This is a genomic window from Methylosinus sp. LW4 (genome assembly GCF_000379125.1).
Classification (GTDB): Bacteria; Pseudomonadota; Alphaproteobacteria; order Rhizobiales; family Beijerinckiaceae; genus Methylosinus.
This window is the reverse complement of record NZ_KB900626.1, coordinates 3,482,962-3,507,504: the sequence shown is the minus strand read 5'-3', so window position 1 is coordinate 3,507,504 and position 24,543 is coordinate 3,482,962. Positions and strand designations below refer to the sequence as shown.

Here is a 24,543-nt window from a genome sequence, read left to right as displayed (position 1 = left end):
CGTCGACGGCTCGATCGCGAGCCGCCGCGCATCACGCCTGCGTCGCGCCGAGCGTCGCCACATCCACCTTGACGCCGGGCCCCTGGGTGGAGCTGAGCGCCACGCGCTGGATATAGGTGCCCTTGGAGCCGGCGGGCTTGGCCTTGGCGACCGCATCCACGAAGGCGCGGATATTCTCGGCGAGCTTGCCCTCCTCGAAGGAGGTCTTGCCCACCGTGCCCTGCACAATGCCGGCCTTCTCGACGCGGAACTCGACGGCGCCGCCCTTGGAGGCCTTCACCGCGCCGGCGACGTCCATCGTCACCGTGCCGACCTTGGGGTTGGGCATCAGGCCGCGCGGGCCGAGCACCTTGCCGAGGCGGCCGACCAGCGGCATCAGCTCCGGGGTGGCGATGCAGCGATCGAACTCGATCGTGCCGCCCTGGACGATGGTGACGAGATCCTCGGCGCCGACGATATCGGCGCCGGCGGCCTTGGCCTCATCGGCCTTGGGACCGCGGGCGAAGACGGCGACGCGCAGCGTGCGGCCGGTGCCGTTCGGCAGATTGACCACACCGCGCACCATCTGGTCCGCATGCTTGGGGTCGACGCCGAGATTCATCGCGATCTCGATCGACTCGTCGAATTTCGCGGTGGCGTTGGCGCGAACCAGCTTGATCGCTTCCTCGACCGGGTAGAGCTTGGTGCGCTCGACGGCCTGACGCGCCTTGGCGATGCGTTTTCCGATATGGGCCATGATCTCACCCCACCACTTCGAGGCCGATGGAACGGGCGGAGCCCTCGATCATCGACGCGGCCGACTCGATCGACGTCGTGTTGAGGTCCTGCAGCTTCTTCGCGGCGATCTCGCGAATCTGCGCCCGGGTGACTTGGCCGACGAAGCCGCGTCCGGTCGTCTTCGAGCCCGATTTGACGCCCGCCGCCTGCTTCAGGAAGTAGGAGACCGGCGGCTGCTTCAGCTCGAAGGTGAAGGAGCGGTCCTGAAAGGCCGTGATGATGACGGGGATGGGCGTCCCCTTCTCCATCTGCGCCGTCTTGGCGTTGAAGGCCTTGCAGAATTCCATGATGTTGAGGCCGCGCTGACCGAGCGCGGGACCGATCGGCGGCGACGGATTGGCCGCGCCCGCCGGCACTTGCAGCTTGATGTAGCCGGCGATTTTCTTCGCCATGTCTCATCTCCAACATTGAGCGGCCCCGGCGCGCTTCCGCGCCCCGAGCCGCCGGTTGCAGTTCGTGGTCCGACGCGTGATCCCCCTGGCGACAGGGGCGCGCCCGCCACGGCTTTTTCCTTCCCCCGCTGGGGGAAGGATTCTCCGAATTTGATCGCGAGCCTTCCGGCTCCTCAGCGATCCGTCAAACCTTCTCCACCTGCGCGAATTCCAGCTCCACAGGCGTCGGCCGTCCGAAGATGGACACCGCCACCTTGAGCCGCGAGCGGGCGTCGTCGACCTCTTCCACCACGCCGTTGAAGGAGGCGAAGGGACCGTCGGCGACGCGGACCGTCTCGCCGATCTCGAAAGAGATGGAAGGCTTGGGGCGCTCGACGCCATCGGCCACCTGGCCTTTGATGCGCATCGCCTCCGCCTCGCTGATCGGCATGGGCTTATTGTCGGCGCCGAGGAAGCCGGTGACTTTCGGCGTGTTCTTGATGAGCGAGAAGACCTGGTCGGAGAGGTCGCATTTCACCAGCACATAGCCGGGGAAGAATTTGCGCTCCGAGCTGACCTTACGGCCGCGGCGCACCTCGACGACCTGCTCGGTCGGCACGAGAATCTCCTCGAACTGATCGGTGAGATTGCGCTGCGCGGCGCCCTCGCGAATGGAGTCGGCGACCTTCTTCTCGAAGTTCGAATAGGCGTGGACGATATACCAGCGCATGCTCACGGCGCGACAAGCTCCAAAATTTTCGCTCTCGACGATCGGCGCGCCGGCGGGTTCCCGGCCTTACTGGCCGATCCGCAGCAGCAGGCCGACGGCGACGCGAAGCCCCTGATCGACGACGACGAAGAAAATGCTCGCGGCCAGCACCATGAGGACCACCAGGCCAGAGGTGATCAAGGTCTCGCGGCGGGTCGGCCACACGACCTTGCTCGCCTCCGAGCGCACTTCTTGCAGGAACTGAAACGGATTGGCCATGCTTCACCGAGCCGTGATGTTTCACCGAGCCGAGGACCGCAGCCCCAGAACTCGTCGAGGCGCGCCACAAAACAGTCGCGGCGCGAGACCCCAGGCCGCGCGCCACGCATCTGGTGCTTATAATCGAGTAAGGCGGGGCCGCCAAGCGGAAATTCAGGCCCCGGGAAAACGCGCCCTCACCCGTCCGCCGACGCGCCATTATGCTTGGCGAACCAGGCGCGCGCCTCGTCGCGCGTGCGCTCCAGCTCGCGCAAGGCGCTGTTCAGCTTCGCCTCGTAATCGGCAAAGCTCTCGCTCGGGTCGAAGACATCCGCCGCCAGCGAATATGGAGTTGCGATCTTGAGCTCGGCGCGCAGGCCTTCTTCGGTCTCCACCGCCGCAAAATAGAATTTCGCCATTGCTGCCGCTCCTCGAAAACAGGCGCCGCAGAGTCAAAATAGGACAGCCAGAGCCTCCGCCAATGCGACGAATCCGCCGATGTCGATCTCCTCGGCGCGGCGCGTCTCCTCTATGCCCGCCCGCGCCAGCAGAACGGCGACGTCGAGGCCCGGCTTCGGCAGCGACTTCAGGCTCTGACGCAGCATTTTGCGCCTCTGGCCGAAGGCGGCGCGCGTCACCTGCGACAAGAGCCTCGGATCGCAGGAGAGCGGCGAGGCGTTGGGAATGAGCTCCACCACGGAGGACGTCACCTTGGGCGGCGGCGTGAAGGCCGAGGGCGAGAGGTCGAACAAAATGCGCGCGCGCGTCCGCCATCCGCAGAGCACGGCGAGGCGGCCATAATCGGCGCGCTGCGCCGGCGTCGCGACGATGCGCTCGGCGACCTCGCGCTGGAACATCAGCACATAGCGGTCGAAGACCGAAGGCCAAGGCTCCGCCTCGATCCAACGCGCCAGCAGCTCGGTGGCGATATTATAGGGAAGATTCGCGCAGATGCGCGCCGGCCCGCCGAGCCCGTGCAGCCGCGCCAGCTCCGCCGGATCGAGCGCCAGCGCGTCGCCCTCAATGAGGACGAGGCGGCCGGGATAACGCGCCTCTATCTCGCGCAGCGCCGGAATGCAGCGCGCGTCGCGCTCCACGGCGATGACGCGCCCGGCCCCTTCGGCCAGCAGCGCGCGAGTGAGGCCGCCCGGCCCCGGTCCGATCTCGATGATCGTCGCGCCTTCGAGCGGCCCGGCGGCCCGGGCGATGCGGGCGGTGAGATTGAGATCGAAGAGGAAATTCTGGCCGAGCGCCTTGCTGGCCATGAGCCCATGGCGCGCGACCACCTCGCGCAATGGCGGCAGATCGTCGATCATCGCGCCGTCATTCGGTCGGCGAGGCGGATCGCCTCGATGAGGCTCGTCGCCTCGGCGACGCCCTTGCCGGCGATGTCGAAAGCCGTGCCATGGTCCGGCGATGTGCGCACAAAGGGCAGGCCCAGAGTGACATTGACGCCGCGATCGAAGGCCAGCGTCTTTATGGGGATCAGCGCCTGGTCATGCGTCGGACAGATGGCGACGTCATAGCGCGCGCGGGCGGCGGCGTGGAACATGGTGTCGGCCGGATGCGGGCCGGTGGCGTCTATCCCACGCGCGCGCAGCTCGGCGATGGCGGGGGCGATCACATCTATCTCCTCGCGGCCCATGGCGCCGCTCTCGCCGGCGTGCGGATTGAGGCCGGCGAAAGCGAGGCGCGGCGAAGCGAGGCCGAAGCGGGCGGAAAGATCAGCGGCGACGATCACGCCCGTTTCCACCAGCAGCTCGCGGGTCAGCAGGCGCGGAACCTCGGCGAGCGCCACATGGATCGTCGCCGGAACGACGGCGAGCTCTTCCGAATAGAGCATCATCACCGGGCGGAAGGGGCGACCGTAGCGCCGCTCCGCCAGCGCGGCGAGAAATTCCGTATGGCCCGGATGCGCGAAGCCGGCGGCGTAGAGCACATTTTTGGCGATCGGATTGGTGACGAGCGCGCGCGCTTTCCCCTCCGCGACCAGCTCGACGGCTCGCTCTATGGAGAGGATCGTCGCCGCGGCGTCGGCAGGCTCGGGCGCGCCCGGAGCGCCACGAACCGAGAGCCCGAGCGGGACGACTGGCAGAGCCGAGTCGAAAACCGCCGCCGCCCCCTCCGGCGCGACCTCGCGCAGCGCGATCTCGAGCCCGAGCGCCGCCGCCGTCCGCGCCAGCTGCGCCGGATCGGCGAGCACGAAAAAGGGCGGCAGCGCCCGCGCCGCGCGCGCGGCATAGGCCTTCAACGTCAGCTCCGGGCCGATGCCGGAAGGGTCGCCCTGGGTGAGCGCGAGGGGAAGCGTGGTCAATCTGTCGTCCCGAGTCTTGCGCGGGCGAAACCTTCCCGCGGTCACGAAGTCCTGGCCTTCGAGATACCGATAGATCACGACGAAAGGCGAAACCACCCCAATCCGCTCAATGCGGTTCTGCGTCGCGGGATGGTCGCCGATCCGCCGGTAGAGGGTTCAAAGAGGCCGCGGTGTTTGCCGACAGTCGGAGGTCCGGCGACGCCGTCGAGATAGGCGAGAACCCTCGCCAGATCGACATTGGCCTTTCGCGCAACCCGAGCCTTTCACGCGACAAAGAGACGCGCCTTCAGCGCGCCTCGGCGCGAACCAAAGCGTCGAGTTGCGAGAGATGCCCGTCCAGCGTCGTTGCTCCGCCGGCCGCGGCCTCCTCCACCGCCACATCGACGAGAGGTTTCGCCCAAGCCAGACGAGCGACAACGAGATCCACGAGGGCAGAACGACCATCTCACAATCAAAATTGACTCGGAAAAGGACCTGTTACTGGCCACGCACCAAATACGGATCGGTCGTCGAGGCAGACACCCGAATCGTCATGCCAGGTTTAAAATTCGGCGACAGTCGTTCCGCTGGAATCTGAATGCGCTGCGAATAGTTTTTTCCGTCGGCGGGCGACACGTACTCGACGAACATTACAAAATATCTCTTGACCGGAAATTCGGATGTTCGATCAAGTTCGCGCTCACTGGCCGAGTCGCAGGGGATCGAGCCCGGCGGCACGGGTTTGTGATCCCGCTCTTCTGGCCAGCCATTCTTAATTTTTGGGCGGTAGTAGTCGCACAGCTGTTCCGCTTTCGTGATGCGAGCGTCAATGGTTCGAAATGGATCGAACAGACCGATAAGCGCGTTGAAGACGACCAAGCCCACGGCGCCGAACACGAATCTGACAACGCCGCGCACATGATCGTCGTGCGTTAGAGACTCTAAGAAGCGTCTGGCCTTCTGTCCTGCTGGATCGCCGTCCATTATCTACCCGGAACTGACACACGTCGGCGCGCGCTGCGCCAAGTTTAGAGTTCTCGAGTTTCGTACCAGCCAGCGCCGTCGGCGCTTGGCAAGATAGCTATTGAGCGGCGCTGTTGAAAGCGCTGCTTCTGACGCATTGGCGAAATTCAAATCGACCCGCTTTCCGTCCTCGGCATGCTGATGTCCCGTTCAGAAAAATCCTGCGCCGATCGTCTCACTCGCTCCCCGGCGGGCGATAGGTCAATATATCGTCCGCCTTCAGCCAGCCTTGCGTGCCTTCCTTGAACTGCGCCTGGGCGCGCGTCGCTTGCGTGCGCGCCTCCACATATTTGCCGGCGACGAAGAGGCCCTCGGCGGCTGCGAGCTGCGCCTTGGCGTTCTCGCCTTTGCGGAAATAGGCCATGGACAGAAACTCCCAGGCGTCGGCGCTGTCCTCGTCGCGCTGCGTGGCGTTGGCGAGCACGCTCACCGCCTCGTTCAGCAGCTTGGGATCGTCGGCCGAGACCAGCGCATGGCCGAGCAGCACGCGGATCGGCGTCGCCGCCGGCCCGGCGATGGCGGCGGCCTTGCGCAAAGGCGCGATGGCCTGGTTGGCGCGGCCGGCCTCCAGCAAAATCTGCCCTTTCAGCTCCCAGAAGTAAGGGTTCTTCGGATCGGCCGCGACGAGCGCGTCGGCGCCGCGCAGCGCCTCCTCCAGCCGGCCGAAGCGATTGTCGGCGATGACGCGGGCGTAGCGCGCCGGCAGCGAAAGATCGGAGATCGGATAGCGCCGCGCCGCCTCGCCGGAATTGCCCATGAAGCCGACGAGCTTGGCGCGCATCAGATCGTGACGCGCCTGCAGCGCCGGCGAATCCGGGACATCGAAATAGGGCGACTGCTTGGCCGCCTGATCGAGATTGGAGATTCGCTCATTGGGCAGCGGATGCGATTGCAGATACGGGTCGATCGCCGTGGTCTTGAACAAGGATTCGCTGGCGAAGCGGTTGAACACTTCCAGCATGCCCTTGGCGGATTGATGCGTCGCAGTGAGGAAGCGCACCGCCATGCGGTCGGCGGCCTGCTCCTCGCCGCGCTGATAGGCGAGCAGCGAGCGCTTCACCGCCTCCTGCGGGCCGAGCAAAATTCCGGCGGCGCCGGCCGAATCCATGCCCACCTGCCCGTCGCGACGATTGAAGGCGCCGCGCGCGGCGACCATGGCGCCGGCGCTGGCCAGCATTCCGGCGACGGAGAGGATGGTCGCCTTGGCGAGCTCTTGCCGCCCGCGCGCCAAATGGCCGCCGGCGATATGGCCGGTCTCATGCGCGAGGACGCCGATGATCTCATTGGGCGTCTTCGCCTCCATCAGCGCGCCCGTGTTGATGAAGATCTTCTGTCCGTCGGCGACGAAGGCGTTGAAGGAGCGGTCGCCGACCAGAATGATCTTGGCCGCCTCGCTGTGAATCCCCGCCGCCTTCAGCACGGGGGCGGTGTAGTCCCGCAATAATTGCTCGATCTCGGCGTCGCGGATGATCGACACATGCGGACCGTCATCCTCCGCGCGCGCGGACGCGCAGAGCGCGAAGATCAGGAGACCGGTGAGAAGCGTCCGCCGCTTGCCGCTGCTTTTGCGATCCATGGGCAAAGAGTGGCGTAAGCGCGGACGGAAAGCAAACCGCCCGGTCACAGCCGAGCTGTCGCAAGAAAAGCGTCACGCGGCGGAAGGCCGTCCTTCCGCCGCGCGCGAGAAACGGCGCGGCCGTTCAGAAGCGGTAGGACACGCCGCCATTGAGCGCCGCGCCGGTCAGCTTCTCGCCGGTGCGATAATCGCCGCGCAGGAAGCCGACCCAGCCCGTGTCGATGATCTGCGCCGAGACGCCGAGACCGAATTGCGCGAAAGCGCCGGAGCGCGACACCGCGATCGGCACATAGGTGACGTTCTGCTGGAACGTCTCCTTCAGGCTGGTCTCGAACTCGTTCCAGCCGCTGACCGAGGCGAAGGGCTGGAAGGCGTATTTATTGTCGATGACGAAGGAGGTTCCCGCGCGCAGGCCGACGCGGCCGAGAGTCGAGCGCACCGTGTCGAGCGCGAGATAGGCCGGCGTCGTGCCCGCCGCCACCTGCAGCCGATCGAAATCGACGCTGGTGACATTGATCGCGGCCGAGGGCTCGATGAACCAATCATTGGGCAGATCCCAATGATAGCCGAGCGAGGCGGAGCCCGCCCAGCCGCGGCCCTGCAGCGGCGTCTCGTTGAGGCCGGCGCGATAATTGGTGATGTCCGCGTTCCAGAAATCATGACGGAACTGCACATCGGCGAAGAAGCCGAAGCCGGTCGCCACCGCATAGACGCCCACGAAAGGCACGTCGAACCGCGTCCTCGTGCCGGAGCCGAGGAGATCGTAGGAATTGGAGAGATATTGGCCCGCCATCACGCCGGTGTGGAGGTTGATCTGCGTGTTCTCGATATTGGAGAGCGAGGCGTCGAGGCCGACCTGATAGCCGCTGTAGAGCGTGCGCGTCTTCTCATTGGTGATGGCCGTCCCGCCCGCGGCCGTCGGCGCGCTGGAGGAGCTCGCGAGATCGGACCGGCCGACCGCGGCGCGCGTCCAAATTCCGAAATCGACGGCGTTGGGCTTGGCGTCCGGCCGCGACTGCACGAAGGCCGAAGCGCTCTGGAAAAAGCCCGTCGTCGCCGAGCTGATCGCGGAGGCGACGCTGCCGCCGATCGCCGACAGCGCTCCGGTGTCGAGATTGGGGACGAGATACCATTGGCCGGGGCTGAGCTGCTGCAGGTTGAAGCTCACCAGACCCGTGTTGAGCGCCTGCGCGGCGCCGATCGCTGTGGCGGCGTTGCCGAGCTGGAAGGTCGATGTCGAGCCCGGATTGGTCTTGGCGATCAAAATCGGGCTGGCGAAGAAGCCGGTGCTGTTCAGGAACGGATTGACGATCACCGTCGTCACATTGCCGGAGCCCGCGCCATTGACGAGCAGCTCGCCGGCCCGCTGTCCGCCGAGATCGTTGAAGCGCGCCGCCACATTCAGCACGCCGCCGCCGACATAACCGCCGTTGACGGTGAGGCTGTTGGCGAGCGCGGCCGCCGTCGCGCCATTGGCGACCACCTGATTGGCGGCGGCGAGATCGAGCGTCCCATTATTGGTGAGATTGCCGGCGATGACGGAATTGACCGTCGTATTGGTCGTGCGGTCGCCGAGCGCGATGGTCGCATTATTGACGACGCTGGTCGCGCCGAGCGTGCGGCCATGGCCGAGCGACACGCCAATGCCCTGGAATTGCGCGCCGGCCGTGGCGTCGCCGGCCGAGCTGTTGGTCAGCGTTCCGATATTCGTGTAATCGCCCGCTCCGACGATCAACGCGCCATTGCCATTGTTGTCGAACTTGCCGCCATTATTGGCGAGCGCAGCGGCGACATTGAATGTCCCCGTATTGGTCACGCCGCCGCCGATGGCTCCGGCGGCGTTGACCTTGCCCTTATTGACGAAGCCATTGGTCGTCAGCAGCGCGCCGCCGTTGATGGCGATGGTCGAGCCGGCGCTGTTCGTCGCGCTGGTAGCCGAGAGCGTGCGGCCAGAGGCGATCGTCACGCCGGTCGCGGCGGTGGAGCTGTTCGTCAACGCGCCGACGGCGGTGTAATCGCCGCCGGACACGGCGAGCGTCCCCGCGCCTTTATTTACGAAATCGTCGCCGCCATTGGCGAGCGCGCCGGTCACGGTGAATGTTCCCGTATTGGCGACGCCGCCGGCGATCGAGCCCGCCGCATTGGCGATATTGTTGTTGTTGAGCCCGCCGGTGATTGCGCCCGTCGAGGTCAGCGTTCCGACGTTCTGGATCGGCGCGTCGGTCACGGCCAGCGTGCCAGCGTTGACGATCGTTGCGCCGACGTTGTTGGACAGAACGCTCGCGCGTAGCGTGCGGCCCGCGGAGATCGAGACGCTGGTCGCCGCCGTCGAGCGATTATCGAGGAAGCCGATATTCGTATAGTCGCCGCCGGCGACGGCGACCGTCCCCGCGCCAATATTGATGAAATTGCCGCCGCCGTTGACGAGCGCGCCGGTCACGGTGAAGGAGCCCGTATTGGTCACGAAGTCGAGCGAGCCGGACACATTAGCCGTTCCGGTGTTGGCCAATCCGCCCAAAGAGCCGGCGAGCTGATTGAAGGCGCCGGCGTTGAGGAGGCCGCCCGCGACCGCGCCGGAATTGATGAAGGTTCCAGAGTTCACTATCGTCGCGTGAGAGACGAGGGTCCCGAAATTGGCGATGGTCGCACCACTGGCATTGGTCACGCTGGACGCCGAGAGCGTGCGTCCCGCGGTGACCGACACGCCGGTCGCGGCAGTCGAGCTGTTCGTCAGCTGGTCGATCGTGGTGTAATCGCCGCCGGAGACAACGAGCGTTCCCGCGCCATTATTGGCGAAATTGCCGCCGCCATTGACGAGCGCGCCGGTGACGGTGAAGGAGCCCGCATTGGTCACGCCGCCGGCGATGGAGCCGGCCGCTTTCGTCACGCCCGCCGCGGCGTTGGTCAGCCCGCCAGTGACGGCGCCCGTCGTGGTGAAGGAGCCGCTATTGGCGACGCCGCCATTGACGGTCCCGCCATTGGTCGCCGTCGCGCTATTGGTCAGCCCGCCATTGAGGATGGCGCCGGCGTTATTGTTGAGCGTCCCCGTATTGACGAGGCCGCCGTTCAGCGTTCCGCCATTGTTGTTGTTGACGAGGCCGGCGTTCTGGATCACGGCGGCCGAGGTGATCGTCGCATTATTGTTGATCGTTCCGCCGGCGCCCAGGGTGAGCGCAGCGGCCGTCACCACGCCGCCGGCGTTATTGGTCAGCACGCCGCCATTGACCGCGAAATTCGTCGTCGCGCCGATGGTCCCGCTATTGGCGATGAGGCCGCCGGTCTCGGTGACCGCATTGGCGGCGATCGCGCCGCCGGCGTTCTGAATCGAGCCCGCGACCTGCGTGAGCGTTCCATTCACCGCGAGACTGCCGCCGGCGATGGTGATCGCGCCATTATTGTTCAGCGCGCCTATGTTGGTGAAGCTGCGCGTATTGACGTCGAGCGTCGCGCCGGCATTGTTGTTGACGGTCGAGCCATTATTGGCGAGCGCGCCCGTCAGCGTGAATTTGCCGCTATTATCGATCTGTCCATTGATCGCGCCCGCGGCGAACACCGTGCCGGCGACGCCATTGACGAGGCCGCCATTGACGGTTCCGCTCGTCGTCAGCGTTCCGCCCGTGACGGTCGCGCCATTATTGATCGTTCCCGTCGAATTCAGCGTTCCGGCGAGAACCAGCGCGCCGCCATTGAGCGCGCCGGCGTTGGTCGCCGTCCCCGATGTGGTCAGCAGGCCGCTGAGCTTGGAAGCCGCGGTGGAATTTTTGAAGGTTCCGCCGGCGCCATTGGTGACGGCGCCGGTCCATGTCGCCTGATTGTCGATCGTCCCGCTGGCGTTGGCGGCGTCGCCGACCCAGGAGCCTTGATTGACGATCTGCGCGCCGGTCGTGTTGGACAGGACATTGCCGGTCCAAACGCCCGTGGACTTGTTGGTCACGACCGCCGCGGCGCCGGAGTTGATGAGATCGCCATTATAGGCGCCGGAATTGTTGACGACGCCCGTATTGGTGAGCGCGTCATTGACCTTGCCGCCCTGATCGACCGTGAGCGCGCCGGAATTGGTCACGCCGCCCAGCGCCGTGAGCGTCGCGCCATTGCGCACGAAGAGATTGCCGGCGTTATTGACCGACAAGACGCCCGCGGCGCCGCTCGTCGTTCCCGCCTTTATATCGACCGTCGCGCCGGCCGAATTCTGCACCGAGTCGGTCTTGAGATCGCCGGTGACATTGAACGCTCCAGCGAGATTGTTGACGATTCCATTGATCGTCCCCTGCGCATTGGTCGTTCCCGAATTGGTCAGCCCGCCATTGACGACGCCTTGCGTCGCGAATGTTCCGCCCGTCACATTGACGCCGCCGCTGATCGTCGCGCCGGCGGCGTTGGTCGCCGTTCCCGAAGTCTTCAGCCCGCCCGTGACATTGCCGCCGGCGTAGTTGTTGAAGGTCGCGGAATTATCGACGGCGCCGGAGATCGTCGCATTATTGTCGAGCTGGCCGCCGGTGACGGCGACAGCGCCGACGATCTGATTATTATTGGTCAGCAGGCCGCCCGTGACCCCGGCGCCGCCATTGAGATTACCGGCGTTCGTCGTCGTTCCCGCCGACTGGGTCAGCTGGCCCGCGACGACGCCGCCGGCGAGATTGGAGAAGGTCCCGGAATTCGCGACCGTCCCGCTGATCGTTCCGCTATTCGTCAGCTGGCCGAGATTATTGCCGACATTGCCGGTCCAGACGCCGCGATTGTCGATGGCGCCCGTATTGGCGCCGGCGTTGACATTGCCGATCCAATTGGCGCCCGCCTCATTGACGATCGCGCCGCTATTGGCGACGACATTGCCCTGCCAAACGCCGGTCGGGGCCTTGTTGGTCACGACGCCGGTCGCATTGTTCTGGAGATTGGCCGTCGTCAGGCCCGAATTATTGACGACGCCGCTATTGACGAGATCATCGGTGAGGCGGCCGCCCGCCTCTATGGTGACGGTCCCCTGATTGGTGAGATTATTGGCTCCCGTATCGACCGCCCCGCCGGTCTTGATCAGCAGCGTTCCATCGACATTGATCGCGCCCGCATGATTGGCGGCCGTGCCGATGGCGCCGCCCGCCGCGACCGTGAGGCCGGAGCCGCCGTCGATCTGAGTCGTTCCCGAATAGATATTCTGCCCCGTGACCGTCAGCGTCTTGCCGCCGGAGACCTGCGTCGACAACTGACCGGCTCCGTCGCGCAACTGGCCCGCGAAAGTCGAATCCGCGCCGAGGCCGAAGGTCAGCTTCGAGGCGCCGCCATTGGTGGTGACGGTCCCCTGCCCGCCGACGCCGGAAACAGTGGCGTTGAATCCGTTGAGATCAAAGGTCCCGCCCCAATTGACGGTGAGCGCGCTATTGGCGCTGAGGCCCTTCGCGCTGTTCAACCGCAATGTGGCGCCGTCGACCAATGTGGCGCCGGAGTAAGTATTGGCGCCCTCGAGATTGGTCGTGCCCGCGGTCAGCCTCAAGCCCGTGGAGCCAGAGATGCTTTCGACTGCGCCGCCCGTCGAGATAATTCCACCGGAAGGTGAGGCAACTATATCGGTGCTGGTCAGCGTCCCATTGCGAATGCGGCCGCCGCTGAGATAGACGGTGTCGATCGTCTGGTTGAAGCCGTTGAGGTCGAGTTTTCCGAGAACACTGGTCCTACTTTTTTGGCTAAGGGCGTTGACGGCGCCGGCCTTCAATGTCCCTGCGGAGTCGATAGACGTTGGGCCGCCGTAGGTATTCGCACCCGCCAGCGTCAGCACGCCGCTCTTAACATTTACCCCGACCTGTCCGCCGGCTCCGTCACGGATCACGCCGGAATAAGTGGTGTCGACGGAATTGTTGGTCGTGACCGTGGCGAGGCCGCCGAAATTGTTGGTGATGACGCCCTTGGACGACCCGGTGAGATTATTGGCGGTGAAGCTGAAGCCGGTGTCGAGGGTCGCCGCGGTCGTTGCGTCCTTGCCGACATTGAGGCCGCCCGTCAGGCCCGAGATGGCCGCCGCGCTCTGCGTGTTGCCGAGCCGCAACGTCCCACCGTCCACGGAAACGGCGCCCGCGCTGGCGACCGTTGCGAGCGTGGGCACGAGAAACAGGGTTCCGGTGCTGGTCGCCGAGCCGAAATGAACTGTCGTCCCGGCCCCGCCGAGCAGGCTCAGCATCTTCCCGACGCCGGGCGCGATCATCAGCGTCGCGCCGGCGCCGGCGCCGATCGTTCCAGAGACGCCGGAATCGATCGTGACGTTCTGGGTCAGAGACTGCGCGCCTGCGCCAGCGGCGAGTTGGAAGGCCGGCGCCGTCGATCCGCCCGCGACGAGCGAGAGATCGCCACCGCCGAGAGCCCCCGTATTTGTGACGGAGAGCGTCCCGCTCTTCACCTGCGTCTGGAATTGATTATTTGAGGCGTTGCTCAGCGTGACCGCATTCGCGCCCGCGTCGACGACGACATTGAGATTGCCCGCCGTATCGACGATCCTGTTCGCATAAGCGGCGTTGCCGGCGGCCGCGACCGTCTGATCGAGCGTCAGCGCTCCGCCATTGGCTCGAATGTCGCCCGAGAGCGCGCCAGCGCCCAGAGTGGTGAGCCGATTGGTCCCGGACAGATCGAGCGCGACGCCGGCCGAGCCGCCCGCGCCACCGGCTGCGCCGCCGGCGATCGCGCCGGAATTGGTGATTATGAGACCGGAGCCGACGATCGCCGCGCCCCCATTGCCCGAGGCCGCGCCGCTGCCGCCGAGCCCGCCCGCGCCGCCCTTTATGGCTCCCGAGTTGACGATCGTCCCGCCGGCGATCGCCGAAAGGCCCGCTCCTCCGGCCCCGCCCGTCCCGCCTACGCCGGTGGCGGTCGCCCCGCCGACGCCGCCGGCGCCGCCCACGATCGAGCCGACATTGGTCACGGTTCCGAGCGTCCCGACGGCGGAAATAGCCGCGCCGCCAGCGCCGCCGGCGCCGCCATTGCCGAAGAGAGAGCCGCTCTTTCCGCCGGCGCCGCCGGCCCCGCCGACAGCCGCGCCATTGATATTCACATCAGACCCGGAGCCGGTGAACAGAAAGGCCGAGCCGCCGCCGCCGCCCGCGCCGCCATTGCCGGCGATTCCTGTCGCCGAGCCGCCGTTGCCGCCGGCCCCGCCGGTCGTCGTCGCGCCGACGGCGACGCCGCTGAACACGCCTGCGCCGCCGGTCATCACGGCGAGATTGCCGCCCGCGCCGCCGCCGCCGCCGGAGCCCGTTCCCGAGCCGCCGGCCCCGCCCGCGCCGCCGGGGTTGCCCACGAGGTTGGCGACGGCTGTCGCGCCGACAAAGGTAAAGGCGGTCGCGGCGCCCGCGCCGCCGCCGCCGCCTTGATTGGCAGGGCCATTCGCCCCAGCGCCGCCCGGGGCCACGCCGCCGGGCGCGCCGCCGCCAGCGCCGCCTTTGGCGTTGACGCCGCCGCCACCGCCGCCGCCCGCGACGTTGGTCGCATTGCCGCCCGCTGTCCCGACGCCCGCGGCGTTGGTCGTTCCCGCCGTTCCGCCGCCCGGATTGCCGCCCGCGCCGCCCGCCTGCTGAGCTTGCGCCGGCGACAGGCCCATGGAAAGCGCGATGCTGAGCGCCGACACGCCGAGCAGAAGCCCGCCCCTGTGAGAATTGCCGATCGAAAGGCTCGAAAAAGAGGAGCGCACGGCATCGCCGCGACGGTCGGACGAACGGGTCATTCGCTAGTCTCCAAAACTCGTCGAAATTCAAACGACAAAATCACGTCGAGCGAGGCCGACGCGGGCCGACTCGCGCATTTCCAGTTCTGCGATTTCTATTTTCGATCGGCGAGAGCGGCAAGGCCACAGCTGCGCGTCTAGCGCGCGGCGCGGCTGCGCAGCGGGCGGAAACGCCCACTAAGTGAATTACTTAAGTGTTTCTATGAATTTCTGTTTTTTGTCTGGCGTTCGGCGAATTTCAACGGCTGTGGCAATTCTGCCACAGATCGTCAACGCTCCCGCGCCAGCGCATCCAGCGCCTGCGCGAGCCCGCGAAACGAAATGGGCAAAGCCGCATCCTGCCCAGCGGCGCTCTTGAAGGCGATGCGCCCCATTCCGTCATAGGCCCGCCAGCGGGCGAGGATCGACTCTCCGAGCGGGACGCTGGCGAAACACCCCGCCGCGGCGCAGCGCCGCCAGACGAGATCGAGCGGCTGCGGATCGGCGTCGCTCACCGTCACGCGGGGCGCCGCGTGAAAGGCGACGTCGACCGGCACGACGATCGTCATAGCGAGGGCCTGCGCCGTATCCGGCTTGCCGAAGGCGATCTCTGCGATGGTCGCGCTCTTGTCCTTGACCAGCACGGATTGCAAAATCTCGCAGCTGCGATGCGCCGCCTGCCCGCCGCCGGCCGCGAGGCAACGCAGCTGCCAATCGCCGAACACGCGCGGCGCCTCTCCCGCCGGAGCCGCCGCGGGCGCCTTCGCCGGAGCCGCCGCACGCGCGGGCGCACTCGGCCGGTCCAGCGCATGAGCGACGGAAATCTGCAGAAGCAGGACGAGAGCCGATGCGATAGGACGAGCCATGACGAGCCTCGACGCGCGAAGACGATCGGATAGGCGACGGCGTCCTTGGTAGCTCAGGCGAAGCTATGGCTCAAGGTGCGCGCGGAGCGCGAGCTTCTCGACATGGGGCGTCGGCGCCAGTAGTTGACTAGGAAATCTCCTCCAGATAGTTTCCAAGGAAATCAACCGGGCCGTCCCGTCATGCCCTCCCGCATTCCTGATCTGACCGATCATCTCGGCTACTGGCTACGCCAACTGTCCAATCACGTAACGCTCGGCTTCGCCCGAAAGCTCGCCGACAAGGATGTGACGGTCGCCGAATGGGGACTGATGCGAAGTCTCTACGGCAGGGAGCCGACCTCGCCCAGCCGGCTCGCGAGCGAGATGAGCCTGACGCGGGGAGCCGTCACCAAGCTGGCCGACCGCCTCATCGCCAAGGCCCTCGTCATGCGCGAAGCGAGCGAGGCGGACGGACGCGCGCAAACGCTGCGTCTCACCCGCAAAGGCGCCGGCTTCGTGCCCGAGCTAGCGGCATTGGCCGACCAGAATGAGATCGCGTGCTTCGGGAGCCTCTCCGACGAAGATCGAAGCGCCCTCGAGCGGATTTTGCGTGAGACCGTCGCGCGACTGGGCCTGACGAAGATGCCGCTCGATTGAACGCGCGCCCCGACAGCCGAAGGAGCAACCATGGACGCTGCAATATCCGAAGTCGCCGAATTCTGTCTGCGGGCGGCCGAGAGCAATAGTCTGAGCTTTCCAGAAGTCGTCGGGAAGCTGATGCAGGCGGGATTCGAGAGCTATTCGATCGATTTCCGCCGCGCGACGGCGACCTATTATCTGCCTGACGGCGAAAGCGTCGTCCTCGCCACGCATCGCCATCACGCGCCGATCGCCGCCGAGCTGAATGTCGCGGCTCTGCGCGCGGCGATCGCGGAAGCGCAGCATGCGGCTCCGAGCTACACATATTCTGGTTTCTGCGAGAAGATCATGACCGGCGGTTGCGCCGGCTATCTCGTGTCGTTCTTCGGGCGCCGCGCCGTCTATTTCGGCCGCGCCGCAGAAACGCATGTCGAGCCATTCCCTCAACGCTGACGCGATTTGGGAGCAGGCCTTTCGGTTCCCGCGCCTCTCGCGAAAGCGCGTTCGAATTCACGAAACGAAAGACGCGGCGCGCCTCTCCTCAGAACCCATCGCCGCCGGCGCTGGCCACAGGCGCGATCGAGGTGAGCGCGGCGAGCGCGATGGCGACGACGAGCAGCAGGGTCGCCGCCAGCGGCAGGCGGGAGCTGGCGATCTCGTCCTTCGGATGCACGGTTTCGGCGCGCTTATAGCCCGTGACCATTGCGCGCACGAGATTCTCGCGCTTCACCAACACATAGGCGATGACCGCCGCGACATGAATGAAGACGGCCGCCGCCAGCACATAGAATCCCTTCCTGTGCAGCGAGGTGAGCAGCAGGCTCGTCTCCTTGCTCACCGCGCCGGCGAAGGGGCCGACATTGAAAATCTCGTCATTGGCGAAAAGGCCCATGGTCGCTTGCGCCAATAGGCCGAGCAGCAGCGCGACAACCATCAGCGCGCCGAGCGGATTATGCCCGGCGTAGAGCGGCGCGCGGCCGCGCAGCAGGCCTCGCCCATAGAGCCACGCCTCCCGCGGATGCCGCAGGAAGCTGGCGAAGCGCGCGTGCTTGGCGCCGAAAAGGCCCCAGAGCACGCGAAACGCGACGAGCGTGAGAACGGCGTAGCCGAAGCGGACATGCCAGTCGAACCAGGCGACGCCGAGCCTGTTGGTCACATAGGCGCCGATGAAAGAGACGACGAGCGACCAGTGGAACAGCCGCACCGGCAAGTCCCACACCAGACGCTCTTCTTTCGATTGCGCGTCCGCCGCCTTTGTTTCGGGCGGCCTGTCGATCACCGTCATCTTACGTCTCGTCGCGCTCGTTGGGCCTGACTATTTCGCCTTGTAGGAGTCGTGGCAGCCCTTGCAGTCCTGGCCGAGATTAGCGACCGCGGTCTTGAAGGCTTCCGTCGCGCCCTTCTCCTTGCCGATCGCATCGGCGAAGACATGGGCGTCCTCCTTGAACTTGGCGAGCTTCTTGTCGAACTCCGCCTTCTCTTTCCAGATTTCGGCTTTCGCCTTGCTGTCCGGCTCGCCGACATTGGAGACGTCGGGGAAGGATTCGTCGAGCAAGCCGGCGATATAGGCGATGCGCTCGGAGCGCTTCTTGGCCTCCGCCTCGTCATAGGGGGCGTTGCCTCTGGCGACGGCGCCGAACCACCGGAAGAAATTGCCGATCAGCACGAATTCCGCCTTGCGATTCTCCACCGCGATTTTCGCCGGCGTGGGGCCGGGCGCCTGTGCGGAGGCGGAATTCAGCGCGACGCAACCGGCGATGAGCGCGCCGCCGAGGAGAGCGAGCGAGCGCTTCGAATACAGACTCATGATCGTCCCTTTTTATTCCGAGGTTGAATGCTCAAATCTTGCCGGCTTTATGGCTCTCTTGCCATTGCCGCACGAATTGAAGCGTCTCCGAGACATGCTTGATCGGGTCCGAGCTGACAAAGGTCAAGCCGATTTTGCCGTCCGGCGTCACGACATAGGAGATGCGGTCGGAAACCGTGTCGCCATTCTGCGTCGGGCGGTCGCGCTTTGCGTCATAGGCGTTGATTACGGTAAAATTCGCATCCGCCGCGACGGGGAATTTGTCGCGGCATTCCTTGGTCGAGAAATCGCGCTGCGTCTCGATCGTGTCGGCGGAGACGCCGATCAGCGAGGCGCCGGCGGCGGCGAAATTGTCGTAATTCTCGGCGAACTCATGCGCCTCGATCGTGCAGCCGCGCGTGAAGGATTTGGGATAGAAGTAGAGGACCACCGGGCCTTTCTTCAGCGCTTCGGCGAGAGAGAAGACGAAGTCCTTGCCGCCAATGGCGGCTTGGGCGCTGAAATCGGGCGCCGAGGCGCCCGTCTTCAATGCAGCGGAGGCCGGGACGGCCGCGAGAGCGACCGAAAGAGCTGTGAAAATCGCGAGCTTACGCATTTTGGCCTCACTTGGCGGCGGTGGCGGGAGCCGCGGCAGGGGCGGCGGCGGGAGCGGCGACCGCGGCCGTCGCGGCGGGGGCCGGCGGCGCGATCTTGGTCAGAGTTCCGCCCTCGTCCTGATAATCGAGCACGCCGATCGCGCCGACGACATGATAGCCGAGGCCGGCGAGAATATCGCCGACGGCGCCGGCGCGATGCGCGCGATTGGAAACAGTGACGATGAGACGGTCACGCGGAATATAGGAGAGATATTTCTGAACTTCCTTGGTCTGGATGCTCAGATAGACCGGGAAGCCGCCGACCTTGGTCAGCTCGTCGGGCCGGCGAATGTCGAGAACCAGAAGATCCTCGGGCTTCGCCAGCAGAGCGTCGAAGGCGGCGCGATTGAGGCGAAGCGTCTTGTAGGTGTAGGCGGGATCATTCTGCGGCGTGACGGGCGCCGCGGCGGCGGGAGCGGCGGGCGCAGGCGCCTGCTGCGCGCCGGCGCCGGTCGAAAGAAGCGCGGTGGAGGCGACGCCGAGCGCCAGGCCGAAAAAGAGCGTCGAGGCTCTCATGGCTGTTTCCTTTTCTCTGTCAGGCGCGCAGATGCGCATTGAAGAAATCGACGGTGCGCTTCCAGGCGAGCTCGGCCGCCGCGGCATCGTAGCGCGGAGTCGTGTCATTATTGAAACCATGCTGCACGCCCGGATAGACGAAAGCCTGATAATCGACATGCGCGGCTTTCAGCGCCGTCTCATAGGCCGGCCAGCCCGCGTTGATGCGATCGTCGACGCCCGCATATTGGATGAGCAGCGGCGATTTGATCTTGGCGACCTCCTCGGCCGGCGGCTGCGCGCCGTAGAAGGGAACGCCGGCGGCGAGGTCGGGCAGCTTGGTGGCGAGGAAATTGACCACGCCGCCGCCGTAGCAGAAGCCGACCGCGCCGACCTTGCCATTGCCGATCGGGCAGGTCTTCAGCGCGCCATAGGCGGCGATGAAATCATTGCGCGTCTTGGCCTGATCGAGCTTGGTGAAGAGCTCGCGAGCCTTGTCCTCGTCGCCCGGATAGCCGCCGAGCGGCGCCAGCGCATCCGGCGCGAAGACGACGAAATTCGCCAGAGCGAGGCGGCGGGCGATGTCCTCGATATGGGGATTGAGGCCGCGATTCTCGTGGATGACGAGCACGGTCGGCAGCTTGCCTTCCACTTTGGCGGGCTGCACGAAATAGCCCTTCACCGTTCCATTGCCGTCCGGCGAAGGAACCTCGAGCGTCTTGCCGACGATGCGCGGATCGTCCTTCTTGACCACCTCCGCCTCGGCGAAGCGCGGCAGCAGCTCGTCGAGGAAGGCGGTCGCAGCGGCGGCGCCGATGGCGAATTTCTTCGCGCCCTCGACGAAGCCGCGACGATCGATGTCGCCATGCACGAAGAGATCGAAGAGCTTCAATATTCCGGGCGGGAACTCGTTTGCGGTCTTACGCGTCATGGTTCTTTTCCTCGGGTCTCTCAACGTGCGAGTCGGGGCTTGTAGATTTCGTGGCAGGTTTTGCAGACTTGCGTCGCCTCCCGCGCGGAGGCGGCGGCGGCGTCGAACTCGCCTTTGTCGACCTTGGCGACGACATCGGCGATGAGGCGCGATCCATCGCGGGAGATCGCCACGGCGTCGTCCTTGCCGCGCTTGGCGAAATAGTCTTCCGTATAGCGGAAGCCGTCGAGCAGCACTTCCGCATCCTCTTTCGCGGCCTGCGAATTTTGCGCGGTGATGTCCGGCTCGAAATATTTGATCGTCTTTTCGAGATCGCGCATCAGATCGTCGTCGTAATCGCGCAGGTCCAAGGCGGCCAGCGCCGGCGTGGCGATCAGCATCGCGCAGAGGGCGAGACGCGCGTAAGAATTTCGATAGGCTGAGATGCGGCTCATGGCGCTTTTTGCGATCCTGCCTCGAGGTTTCTGCTGTGCCGAGGACACGCCTGTTCGTTCTCGCGGCGCGCGCCGCCGCGCCGCGAGCAAGATCGGCATGTCGCGCCGGAGCCGCGAGGGCTCCGGCCGAGTCTGATCGTCAGGCGAGAATGTCGTTCACGACCTTGCCGTAGACGACGGTGGGGCGCTCGGCGCGGCCGGCGCGCAGATAGATCGTCTTGAGGTGATCGAGGCCCAGGAGCTGCAGCACGGTGGCGTGCAGATCATAGGTGTCGACCGGATTCTCGACGGTCTTGAGGCCGAGGTCGTCGGTGCGGCCATAGGTGATGCCGTGCTTCAGGCCGCCGCCGGCCAGCCACTGGGTGTAGCCCCAGGGATTATGGTCGCGACCGTCGCCGCTCTGGCCGTAAGGCGTGCGGCCGAACTCCGAGGTCCACACGATGAGCGTGTCGTCGAGCAGGCCGCGCGACTGCAGATCGGCGAGCAGGCCGGCGACCGGCTTGTCGATGGCGCGCGCATGAGCGCCGTGATTGCGCTCGAGCTGACGATGCGCGTCCCAATTGGCGTCGTCGCCCTGGCCGAGTCCGGCGATCGGACCGGACACGACATGCACGAAGCGCACATTGCGCTCGACGAGACGACGGGCGCGCAGCAGCACCGTGCCCATGTCGCGCGTCGCCTCGTCGTCGAGGCCGTAGAGCGCCTTGGTCGCCTCGGTCTCCTTGGAGAGATCGACCGCCTCCGGCGCCGTCGCCTCCATGCGATAGGCGAGGTCATATGAGTTGGTGCGCGCAGCGAGCTCGCTGTCCTGCGGACGCGAGGCGGAGCGAATGTCGTTCAGCTGATGCAGCAGATCGAGGCTCTCGCGCTGCTGCTGCAGGCCGATCAGCTCCGGCGGCGCCTGATGCAGGATCGGCTGCGCGCCGGGACGGAAGGCCGTGCCCTGATAGACCGCCGGCAGGAAGCCCGAGCTCCAATTGACCGAGCCCGCGCGCGGCTCGCGCTGGCCGCCATAGAGCACGACATAGGGCGGCAGATCGGGATTGGCCGAGCCGAGCGCATAGGCGACCCAGGCGCCGAGCGAAGGACGGCCGGGGGAGAGATCGCCGGTGTTGAGCTTCAGGATCGAGATGTCGTGCGTGGCGCCGACCGTGACGCTGGACTTGACGAAGGTCAGCTTGTCGGCCTGCTGCGCGAGATTGGGCAGCAGATCCGAGAACCAGGCGCCGCTCTGGCCATATTGCTTCCAGCTGCGCTTCGAGGCGAAGAGCTTGCCGACGCCGCCCTGCGTCGAGGTCTTGATGCCCTCGAGGAAGGAGGCCGGAATGTCCTGGCCGGCGAGGCGCTCGAGCTCGGGCTTATAGTCATAGAGATCGATGGTGCTGGGCGCGCCGTCCAGATGCACCCAGATGACCGATTTCACCTTGGCCGGAAAATGCGGCTGCTTGGGCGCCAGCGGATCGACGAAAGTGGCCGCCGCATTGGCGTCGGGAACCCCGAACCAGCCGCCGCCGGGCATCATGCCGGAAACAGCGAAACCACCCACTCCATAGGCCGCGCTACGCAGCCATTCGCGACGCGATGTCTTGATGAGCATGAGATGCTCCCCTCGGTTCAGATTGCTGTGGTGTCTTTTAGAAGCGGTAGACGAAATCGTTGCTGTTCACGACCGTGTGCACGAGATCGACGAAGGCGGAGGCGCGAAGCGGATCGACGAAATGCGCCTTCGTCGTCACCGGCACCGCGATCGAGAGCTTGCCGTTCTCGGCCTTCTCGGCGATCGTCTTCTGATGCTGGTCGAGGAAGGCGTGCAGCGCCTTTACCTCCGGCTCGCTCGGCTTGCGGCCGAACAGCACGAGATAGAGGCGATCGAGCTGCGCGGCCTCATTGTCGCCGGCCTCCTCGATCACGCGGCCCGCCAGCGCCTGCGACCATTGGAAGACGAGCTCGCTGTTGTAGAGCGTCAGCGCCTGTAGCGGCGTCGTCGTCACATCGCGCTTGCTGTGAATCTGCTGCGCATTCGCCATGTCGAATGTCTCGAGCAGAGGATAGGGTAGGCTGCGGCGCGTGAAGATGTAGAGGCTGCGGCGGGTGTAATCGTTCGGATCCTTGGAGACGGTCCAGGCGGGATCCTGATTGAAATTGCCGCCGCCGGCGAAATTCGTCGGAACGGGCGGGAACACGCTCGGGCCGCCGATCTTCTCATTGAGCTTGCCGGACGCGACGAGGATCGAGTCACGGATTTCCTCCGCCTCGAGACGCTTGCGCGGGAAGACGGCGAGCAGCTTGTTCTCGGGATCGGCCTTGGCCACATCCTCGCGATAATCGGAGGACTGGCGATAGGTCGCCGAGAGCAGGATGGAGCGATGCAGCTTCTTCACGCTCCAGCCGTCCTTCACGAAGGTGAAGGCGAGATGGTCGAGCAGCTCCTGATTGGTGGGCTTGTCGCCGGCCTTGCCGAAGTCGCTGACCGTGCCGACGATGCCCTTGCCGAAATACTGGTTCCACACGCGATTGACGAAAACGCGCGCGGTGAGCGGATTCTTCTCGCTCACCAGCCAGTCGGCGAGCGCCGTGCGGCGGCCGGAGGAGGTCGCCGTCGGCTTGATGTCGGGAGCCTCGGTCGTCATGCCCTCGGGGAAGGCCGGCTGCACCTCGTCGAGCGGCTTCTCATGATTGCCGACGAAGAGAATATGCGTGGGCGGCGCGTCGCTATGGCCGAGCTCGGTGGCGGCGGTGTAGTTCAGCGAGCCCTTGTTGGAGCGCAGAGTCTGGAACTTGCGCAGCTCCTGCGTCAGCTTCTGATATTCCTCGGCCTTCTTGACGATCTCCTCGCTGTGCTCCGGCGCGGTCTTGTCGTCGGCGGCGTAGCGCAGGAAGCCGGCGAGCGCCGTATCGTCCGTCACCGCGACGAGACGGTGATTGACCCAGCGGTCCATCGCGTTCCACTGATCCTTCGGCTTGAAGATCGAGTCGCGGCTGTCGGTGAGATAGCGCTCTTTATGATATTTCAGCGCCGCCTCGCGAACGGAGTCGATGATCTCCTTCTGCCGCGCGCGAATGGCCTTGGTCGCCTCGTTGTAGACGGCCTGCTCCTTCTGGAACTCGGCCTCCACCTCGCCCTTCCTGGCCGGAACCTTCTCGTCGAAGGCGGTGTTGGCGAAGAAGGCCTGCAGAGAATAATAGTCCTTCTGCGTGAACTTGTCGGTCTTGTGATTGTGGCAGCGCGCGCAGCCGACCGTCGTGCCGAGGATCGCTTGGCCGACCGTGTCGACCATATCGGTCGTGATCTGATATTTGCGCTGCACCAGATCGCGCGAGTTGCTGTTGTCCGGGTAGCCGGCGAGGAAGCCGGTCGCGACCAGCACATCCTGATCGCCGGGCGCGATCTCGTCGCCGGCGATCTGCTCGCGAATGAACTGGGCGTAGGACTTGTCGTCGTTGAACGCCTTGATCACGTAATCGCGATACCGGAACATGTTCGGCCGCGTATTGTCGTTCTGGAAGCCGGTGCTGTCGGCGTAGCGCGCGAGATCGAGCCAGAAGCGCGCCTGACGCTCGCCGTAGCGCGGCGAGGCGAGCAGACGGTCGATCAGCTTCTCATAGGCGTCCGGGCTCTTGTCGTTCTCGAATGCGGCGACCTCCTCCGGCGTCGGGATGAGGCCCCAGGCGTCCAGAGTGGCGCGGCGAATGAAGATGGCGCGATCGGCGTCCGGCGAAGGCGTCAGGCCGCGCGCCTCGATCTTGGACAGCACGAAAGCGTCGAAGGAGGACCGGGACCAGTCCTTGTTCTGCACATTCGGCGCGAAGGGCTGGTAGGCCGGCTGCCACGCCCAATGCGGCTTGCTGACGCGCGCCGATTCAGAAGCCGCGCCCGCCGGCGCCTTCTGCTCTTCGGCGATCGCGAGGGCCGCCGCCGATGCGCTCAGCATCATTGCGATCACGGATCGTTTCAAGGTCTTCGTCATGTGCCCGCAACCTCGTTTTTCTCTATTGCCTATAGGCGTCATATGCTTGCGAGAAGCGTCCGCGTTCCGTCGGCGCGCATTGCGCGCTCGCATCTTCGTGG

General features: G+C 65.6%; 21 protein-coding genes. 2 read left to right on the top strand and 19 right to left on the bottom strand.

Going from position 1 to position 24,543, the window contains the following annotated elements:
• Positions 1-31: 31 nt before the first annotated feature.
• The 11 genes from rplA to METLW4_RS25185 all read right to left on the bottom strand — a co-directional run bounded on the left by rplA (position 32) and on the right by METLW4_RS25185 (position 15,554).
• On the bottom strand, positions 32-736 hold the full coding sequence (rplA, locus tag METLW4_RS0117440) for a 50S ribosomal protein L1 (protein WP_018267521.1): 705 nt from the start codon (positions 734-736) through the stop codon (positions 32-34).
• A gap of 4 nt (positions 737-740) precedes the next feature.
• The gene (rplK, locus tag METLW4_RS0117435; RefSeq protein ID WP_018267520.1) at positions 741-1,169 is read right to left on the bottom strand and encodes a 50S ribosomal protein L11; all 429 of its coding nucleotides are present in this window, start codon (positions 1,167-1,169) and stop codon (positions 741-743) included.
• Between the two features lie 184 nt (positions 1,170-1,353).
• The gene (nusG, locus tag METLW4_RS0117430) at positions 1,354-1,884 is read right to left on the bottom strand and encodes a transcription termination/antitermination protein NusG (RefSeq protein WP_026191590.1); all 531 of its coding nucleotides are present in this window, start codon (positions 1,882-1,884) and stop codon (positions 1,354-1,356) included.
• 60 nt (positions 1,885-1,944) lie between these two features.
• Positions 1,945-2,136, bottom strand: coding sequence for a preprotein translocase subunit SecE (gene secE / locus METLW4_RS0117425; protein ID WP_018267518.1), 192 nt, complete (start codon positions 2,134-2,136; stop codon positions 1,945-1,947).
• A 176-nt stretch (positions 2,137-2,312) separates the two neighbouring features.
• Positions 2,313-2,534, bottom strand: coding sequence for a hypothetical protein (locus tag METLW4_RS0117420; protein ID WP_018267517.1), 222 nt, complete (start codon positions 2,532-2,534; stop codon positions 2,313-2,315).
• 33 nt (positions 2,535-2,567) lie between these two features.
• Positions 2,568-3,431: a 16S rRNA (adenine(1518)-N(6)/adenine(1519)-N(6))-dimethyltransferase RsmA gene (rsmA, locus tag METLW4_RS0117415; protein ID WP_018267516.1), complete on the bottom strand. Its 864-nt coding sequence runs from the start codon at positions 3,429-3,431 to the stop codon at positions 2,568-2,570.
• Complete coding sequence (pdxA, locus tag METLW4_RS0117410) at positions 3,428-4,429, bottom strand: 4-hydroxythreonine-4-phosphate dehydrogenase PdxA (protein WP_026191589.1); 1,002 nt, start codon at positions 4,427-4,429, stop codon at positions 3,428-3,430. Before pdxA ends, rsmA begins: the two co-directional genes overlap by 4 nt.
• Positions 4,430-4,906: 477 nt before the next feature.
• Positions 4,907-5,392 (bottom strand): hypothetical protein, encoded by a 486-nt coding sequence (locus METLW4_RS0117400; RefSeq protein ID WP_018267513.1) that lies wholly within the window; start codon positions 5,390-5,392, stop codon positions 4,907-4,909.
• Positions 5,393-5,606: 214 nt separating this feature from the next.
• Entirely contained in the window at positions 5,607-7,007 is a 1,401-nt protein-coding gene (locus METLW4_RS0117395) for a M48 family metalloprotease (protein ID WP_018267512.1), read from the bottom strand.
• A 124-nt stretch (positions 7,008-7,131) separates the two neighbouring features.
• Positions 7,132-14,709, bottom strand: coding sequence for a hypothetical protein (locus METLW4_RS0117390; RefSeq protein WP_018267511.1), 7,578 nt, complete (start codon positions 14,707-14,709; stop codon positions 7,132-7,134).
• Positions 14,710-14,978: 269 nt separating this feature from the next.
• Positions 14,979-15,554 carry an invasion associated locus B family protein gene (locus METLW4_RS25185; protein ID WP_018267510.1) on the bottom strand — a complete coding sequence of 192 codons (576 nt, stop codon included), beginning with the start codon at positions 15,552-15,554 and terminating at the stop codon, positions 14,979-14,981.
• A gap of 180 nt (positions 15,555-15,734) precedes the next feature.
• Here METLW4_RS25185 and METLW4_RS0117380 point away from each other — a divergent pair, with 180 nt between their 5' ends.
• Together METLW4_RS0117380 and METLW4_RS0117375 are read left to right on the top strand one after the other, a co-directional pair.
• Positions 15,735-16,190, top strand: a complete 456-nt coding sequence (locus METLW4_RS0117380) for a MarR family winged helix-turn-helix transcriptional regulator (protein ID WP_018267509.1) — start codon at positions 15,735-15,737, stop codon at positions 16,188-16,190.
• A gap of 30 nt (positions 16,191-16,220) precedes the next feature.
• Positions 16,221-16,625, top strand: coding sequence for a DUF1398 family protein (locus METLW4_RS0117375; RefSeq protein ID WP_018267508.1), 405 nt, complete (start codon positions 16,221-16,223; stop codon positions 16,623-16,625).
• A gap of 88 nt (positions 16,626-16,713) precedes the next feature.
• Here the strand turns inward: METLW4_RS0117375 and METLW4_RS0117370 are convergent, their stop codons facing one another.
• The 8 genes from METLW4_RS0117370 to METLW4_RS0117330 form a co-directional block, all read right to left on the bottom strand.
• The gene (locus METLW4_RS0117370) at positions 16,714-17,457 is read right to left on the bottom strand and encodes a cytochrome b/b6 domain-containing protein (protein WP_018267507.1); all 744 of its coding nucleotides are present in this window, start codon (positions 17,455-17,457) and stop codon (positions 16,714-16,716) included.
• 30 nt (positions 17,458-17,487) lie between these two features.
• Positions 17,488-17,979, bottom strand: a complete 492-nt coding sequence (locus METLW4_RS0117365; protein WP_018267506.1) for a c-type cytochrome — start codon at positions 17,977-17,979, stop codon at positions 17,488-17,490.
• 31 nt (positions 17,980-18,010) lie between these two features.
• Positions 18,011-18,574, bottom strand: coding sequence for a peroxiredoxin (locus tag METLW4_RS0117360; RefSeq protein ID WP_018267505.1), 564 nt, complete (start codon positions 18,572-18,574; stop codon positions 18,011-18,013).
• A gap of 7 nt (positions 18,575-18,581) precedes the next feature.
• Positions 18,582-19,130 (bottom strand): rhodanese-like domain-containing protein, encoded by a 549-nt coding sequence (locus tag METLW4_RS25180; RefSeq protein ID WP_051079693.1) that lies wholly within the window; start codon positions 19,128-19,130, stop codon positions 18,582-18,584.
• 19 nt (positions 19,131-19,149) lie between these two features.
• Positions 19,150-20,040 carry a dienelactone hydrolase family protein gene (locus METLW4_RS0117350; RefSeq protein WP_018267503.1) on the bottom strand — a complete coding sequence of 297 codons (891 nt, stop codon included), beginning with the start codon at positions 20,038-20,040 and terminating at the stop codon, positions 19,150-19,152.
• Positions 20,041-20,060: 20 nt separating this feature from the next.
• Positions 20,061-20,474, bottom strand: a complete 414-nt coding sequence (locus METLW4_RS0117345) for a hypothetical protein (RefSeq protein ID WP_018267502.1) — start codon at positions 20,472-20,474, stop codon at positions 20,061-20,063.
• A 139-nt stretch (positions 20,475-20,613) separates the two neighbouring features.
• Complete coding sequence (locus tag METLW4_RS0117335; protein ID WP_018267500.1) at positions 20,614-22,071, bottom strand: DUF1501 domain-containing protein; 1,458 nt, start codon at positions 22,069-22,071, stop codon at positions 20,614-20,616.
• A gap of 37 nt (positions 22,072-22,108) precedes the next feature.
• The gene (locus tag METLW4_RS0117330) at positions 22,109-24,442 is read right to left on the bottom strand and encodes a DUF1549 and DUF1553 domain-containing protein (protein WP_018267499.1); all 2,334 of its coding nucleotides are present in this window, start codon (positions 24,440-24,442) and stop codon (positions 22,109-22,111) included.
• Between the last annotated feature and the right edge of the window lie 101 nt (positions 24,443-24,543).

Coding starts and splice junctions, on each gene's coding strand:
- METLW4_RS0117395 (WP_018267512.1), bottom strand. CDS start 7,007: ATGGATCGCAAAAGCAGCGGCAAGCGGCGGACGCTTCTCACCGGTCTC.
- METLW4_RS0117330 (WP_018267499.1), bottom strand. CDS start 24,442: ATGACGAAGACCTTGAAACGATCCGTGATCGCAATGATGCTGAGCGCA.
- METLW4_RS25180 (WP_051079693.1), bottom strand. CDS start 19,130: ATGAGAGCCTCGACGCTCTTTTTCGGCCTGGCGCTCGGCGTCGCCTCC.
- secE (WP_018267518.1), bottom strand. CDS start 2,136: ATGGCCAATCCGTTTCAGTTCCTGCAAGAAGTGCGCTCGGAGGCGAGC.
- METLW4_RS0117375 (WP_018267508.1), top strand. CDS start 16,221: ATGGACGCTGCAATATCCGAAGTCGCCGAATTCTGTCTGCGGGCGGCC.
- METLW4_RS0117370 (WP_018267507.1), bottom strand. CDS start 17,457: ATGACGGTGATCGACAGGCCGCCCGAAACAAAGGCGGCGGACGCGCAA.
- METLW4_RS0117390 (WP_018267511.1), bottom strand. CDS start 14,709: ATGACCCGTTCGTCCGACCGTCGCGGCGATGCCGTGCGCTCCTCTTTT.
- METLW4_RS0117365 (WP_018267506.1), bottom strand. CDS start 17,979: ATGAGTCTGTATTCGAAGCGCTCGCTCGCTCTCCTCGGCGGCGCGCTC.
- METLW4_RS0117345 (WP_018267502.1), bottom strand. CDS start 20,474: ATGAGCCGCATCTCAGCCTATCGAAATTCTTACGCGCGTCTCGCCCTC.
- METLW4_RS0117350 (WP_018267503.1), bottom strand. CDS start 20,040: ATGACGCGTAAGACCGCAAACGAGTTCCCGCCCGGAATATTGAAGCTC.
- METLW4_RS0117400 (WP_018267513.1), bottom strand. CDS start 5,392: ATGGACGGCGATCCAGCAGGACAGAAGGCCAGACGCTTCTTAGAGTCT.
- METLW4_RS0117360 (WP_018267505.1), bottom strand. CDS start 18,574: ATGCGTAAGCTCGCGATTTTCACAGCTCTTTCGGTCGCTCTCGCGGCC.
- rplA (WP_018267521.1), bottom strand. CDS start 736: ATGGCCCATATCGGAAAACGCATCGCCAAGGCGCGTCAGGCCGTCGAG.
- METLW4_RS0117380 (WP_018267509.1), top strand. CDS start 15,735: ATGCCCTCCCGCATTCCTGATCTGACCGATCATCTCGGCTACTGGCTA.
- rplK (WP_018267520.1), bottom strand. CDS start 1,169: ATGGCGAAGAAAATCGCCGGCTACATCAAGCTGCAAGTGCCGGCGGGC.
- METLW4_RS0117420 (WP_018267517.1), bottom strand. CDS start 2,534: ATGGCGAAATTCTATTTTGCGGCGGTGGAGACCGAAGAAGGCCTGCGC.
- rsmA (WP_018267516.1), bottom strand. CDS start 3,431: ATGATCGACGATCTGCCGCCATTGCGCGAGGTGGTCGCGCGCCATGGG.
- METLW4_RS0117335 (WP_018267500.1), bottom strand. CDS start 22,071: ATGCTCATCAAGACATCGCGTCGCGAATGGCTGCGTAGCGCGGCCTAT.
- METLW4_RS25185 (WP_018267510.1), bottom strand. CDS start 15,554: ATGGCTCGTCCTATCGCATCGGCTCTCGTCCTGCTTCTGCAGATTTCC.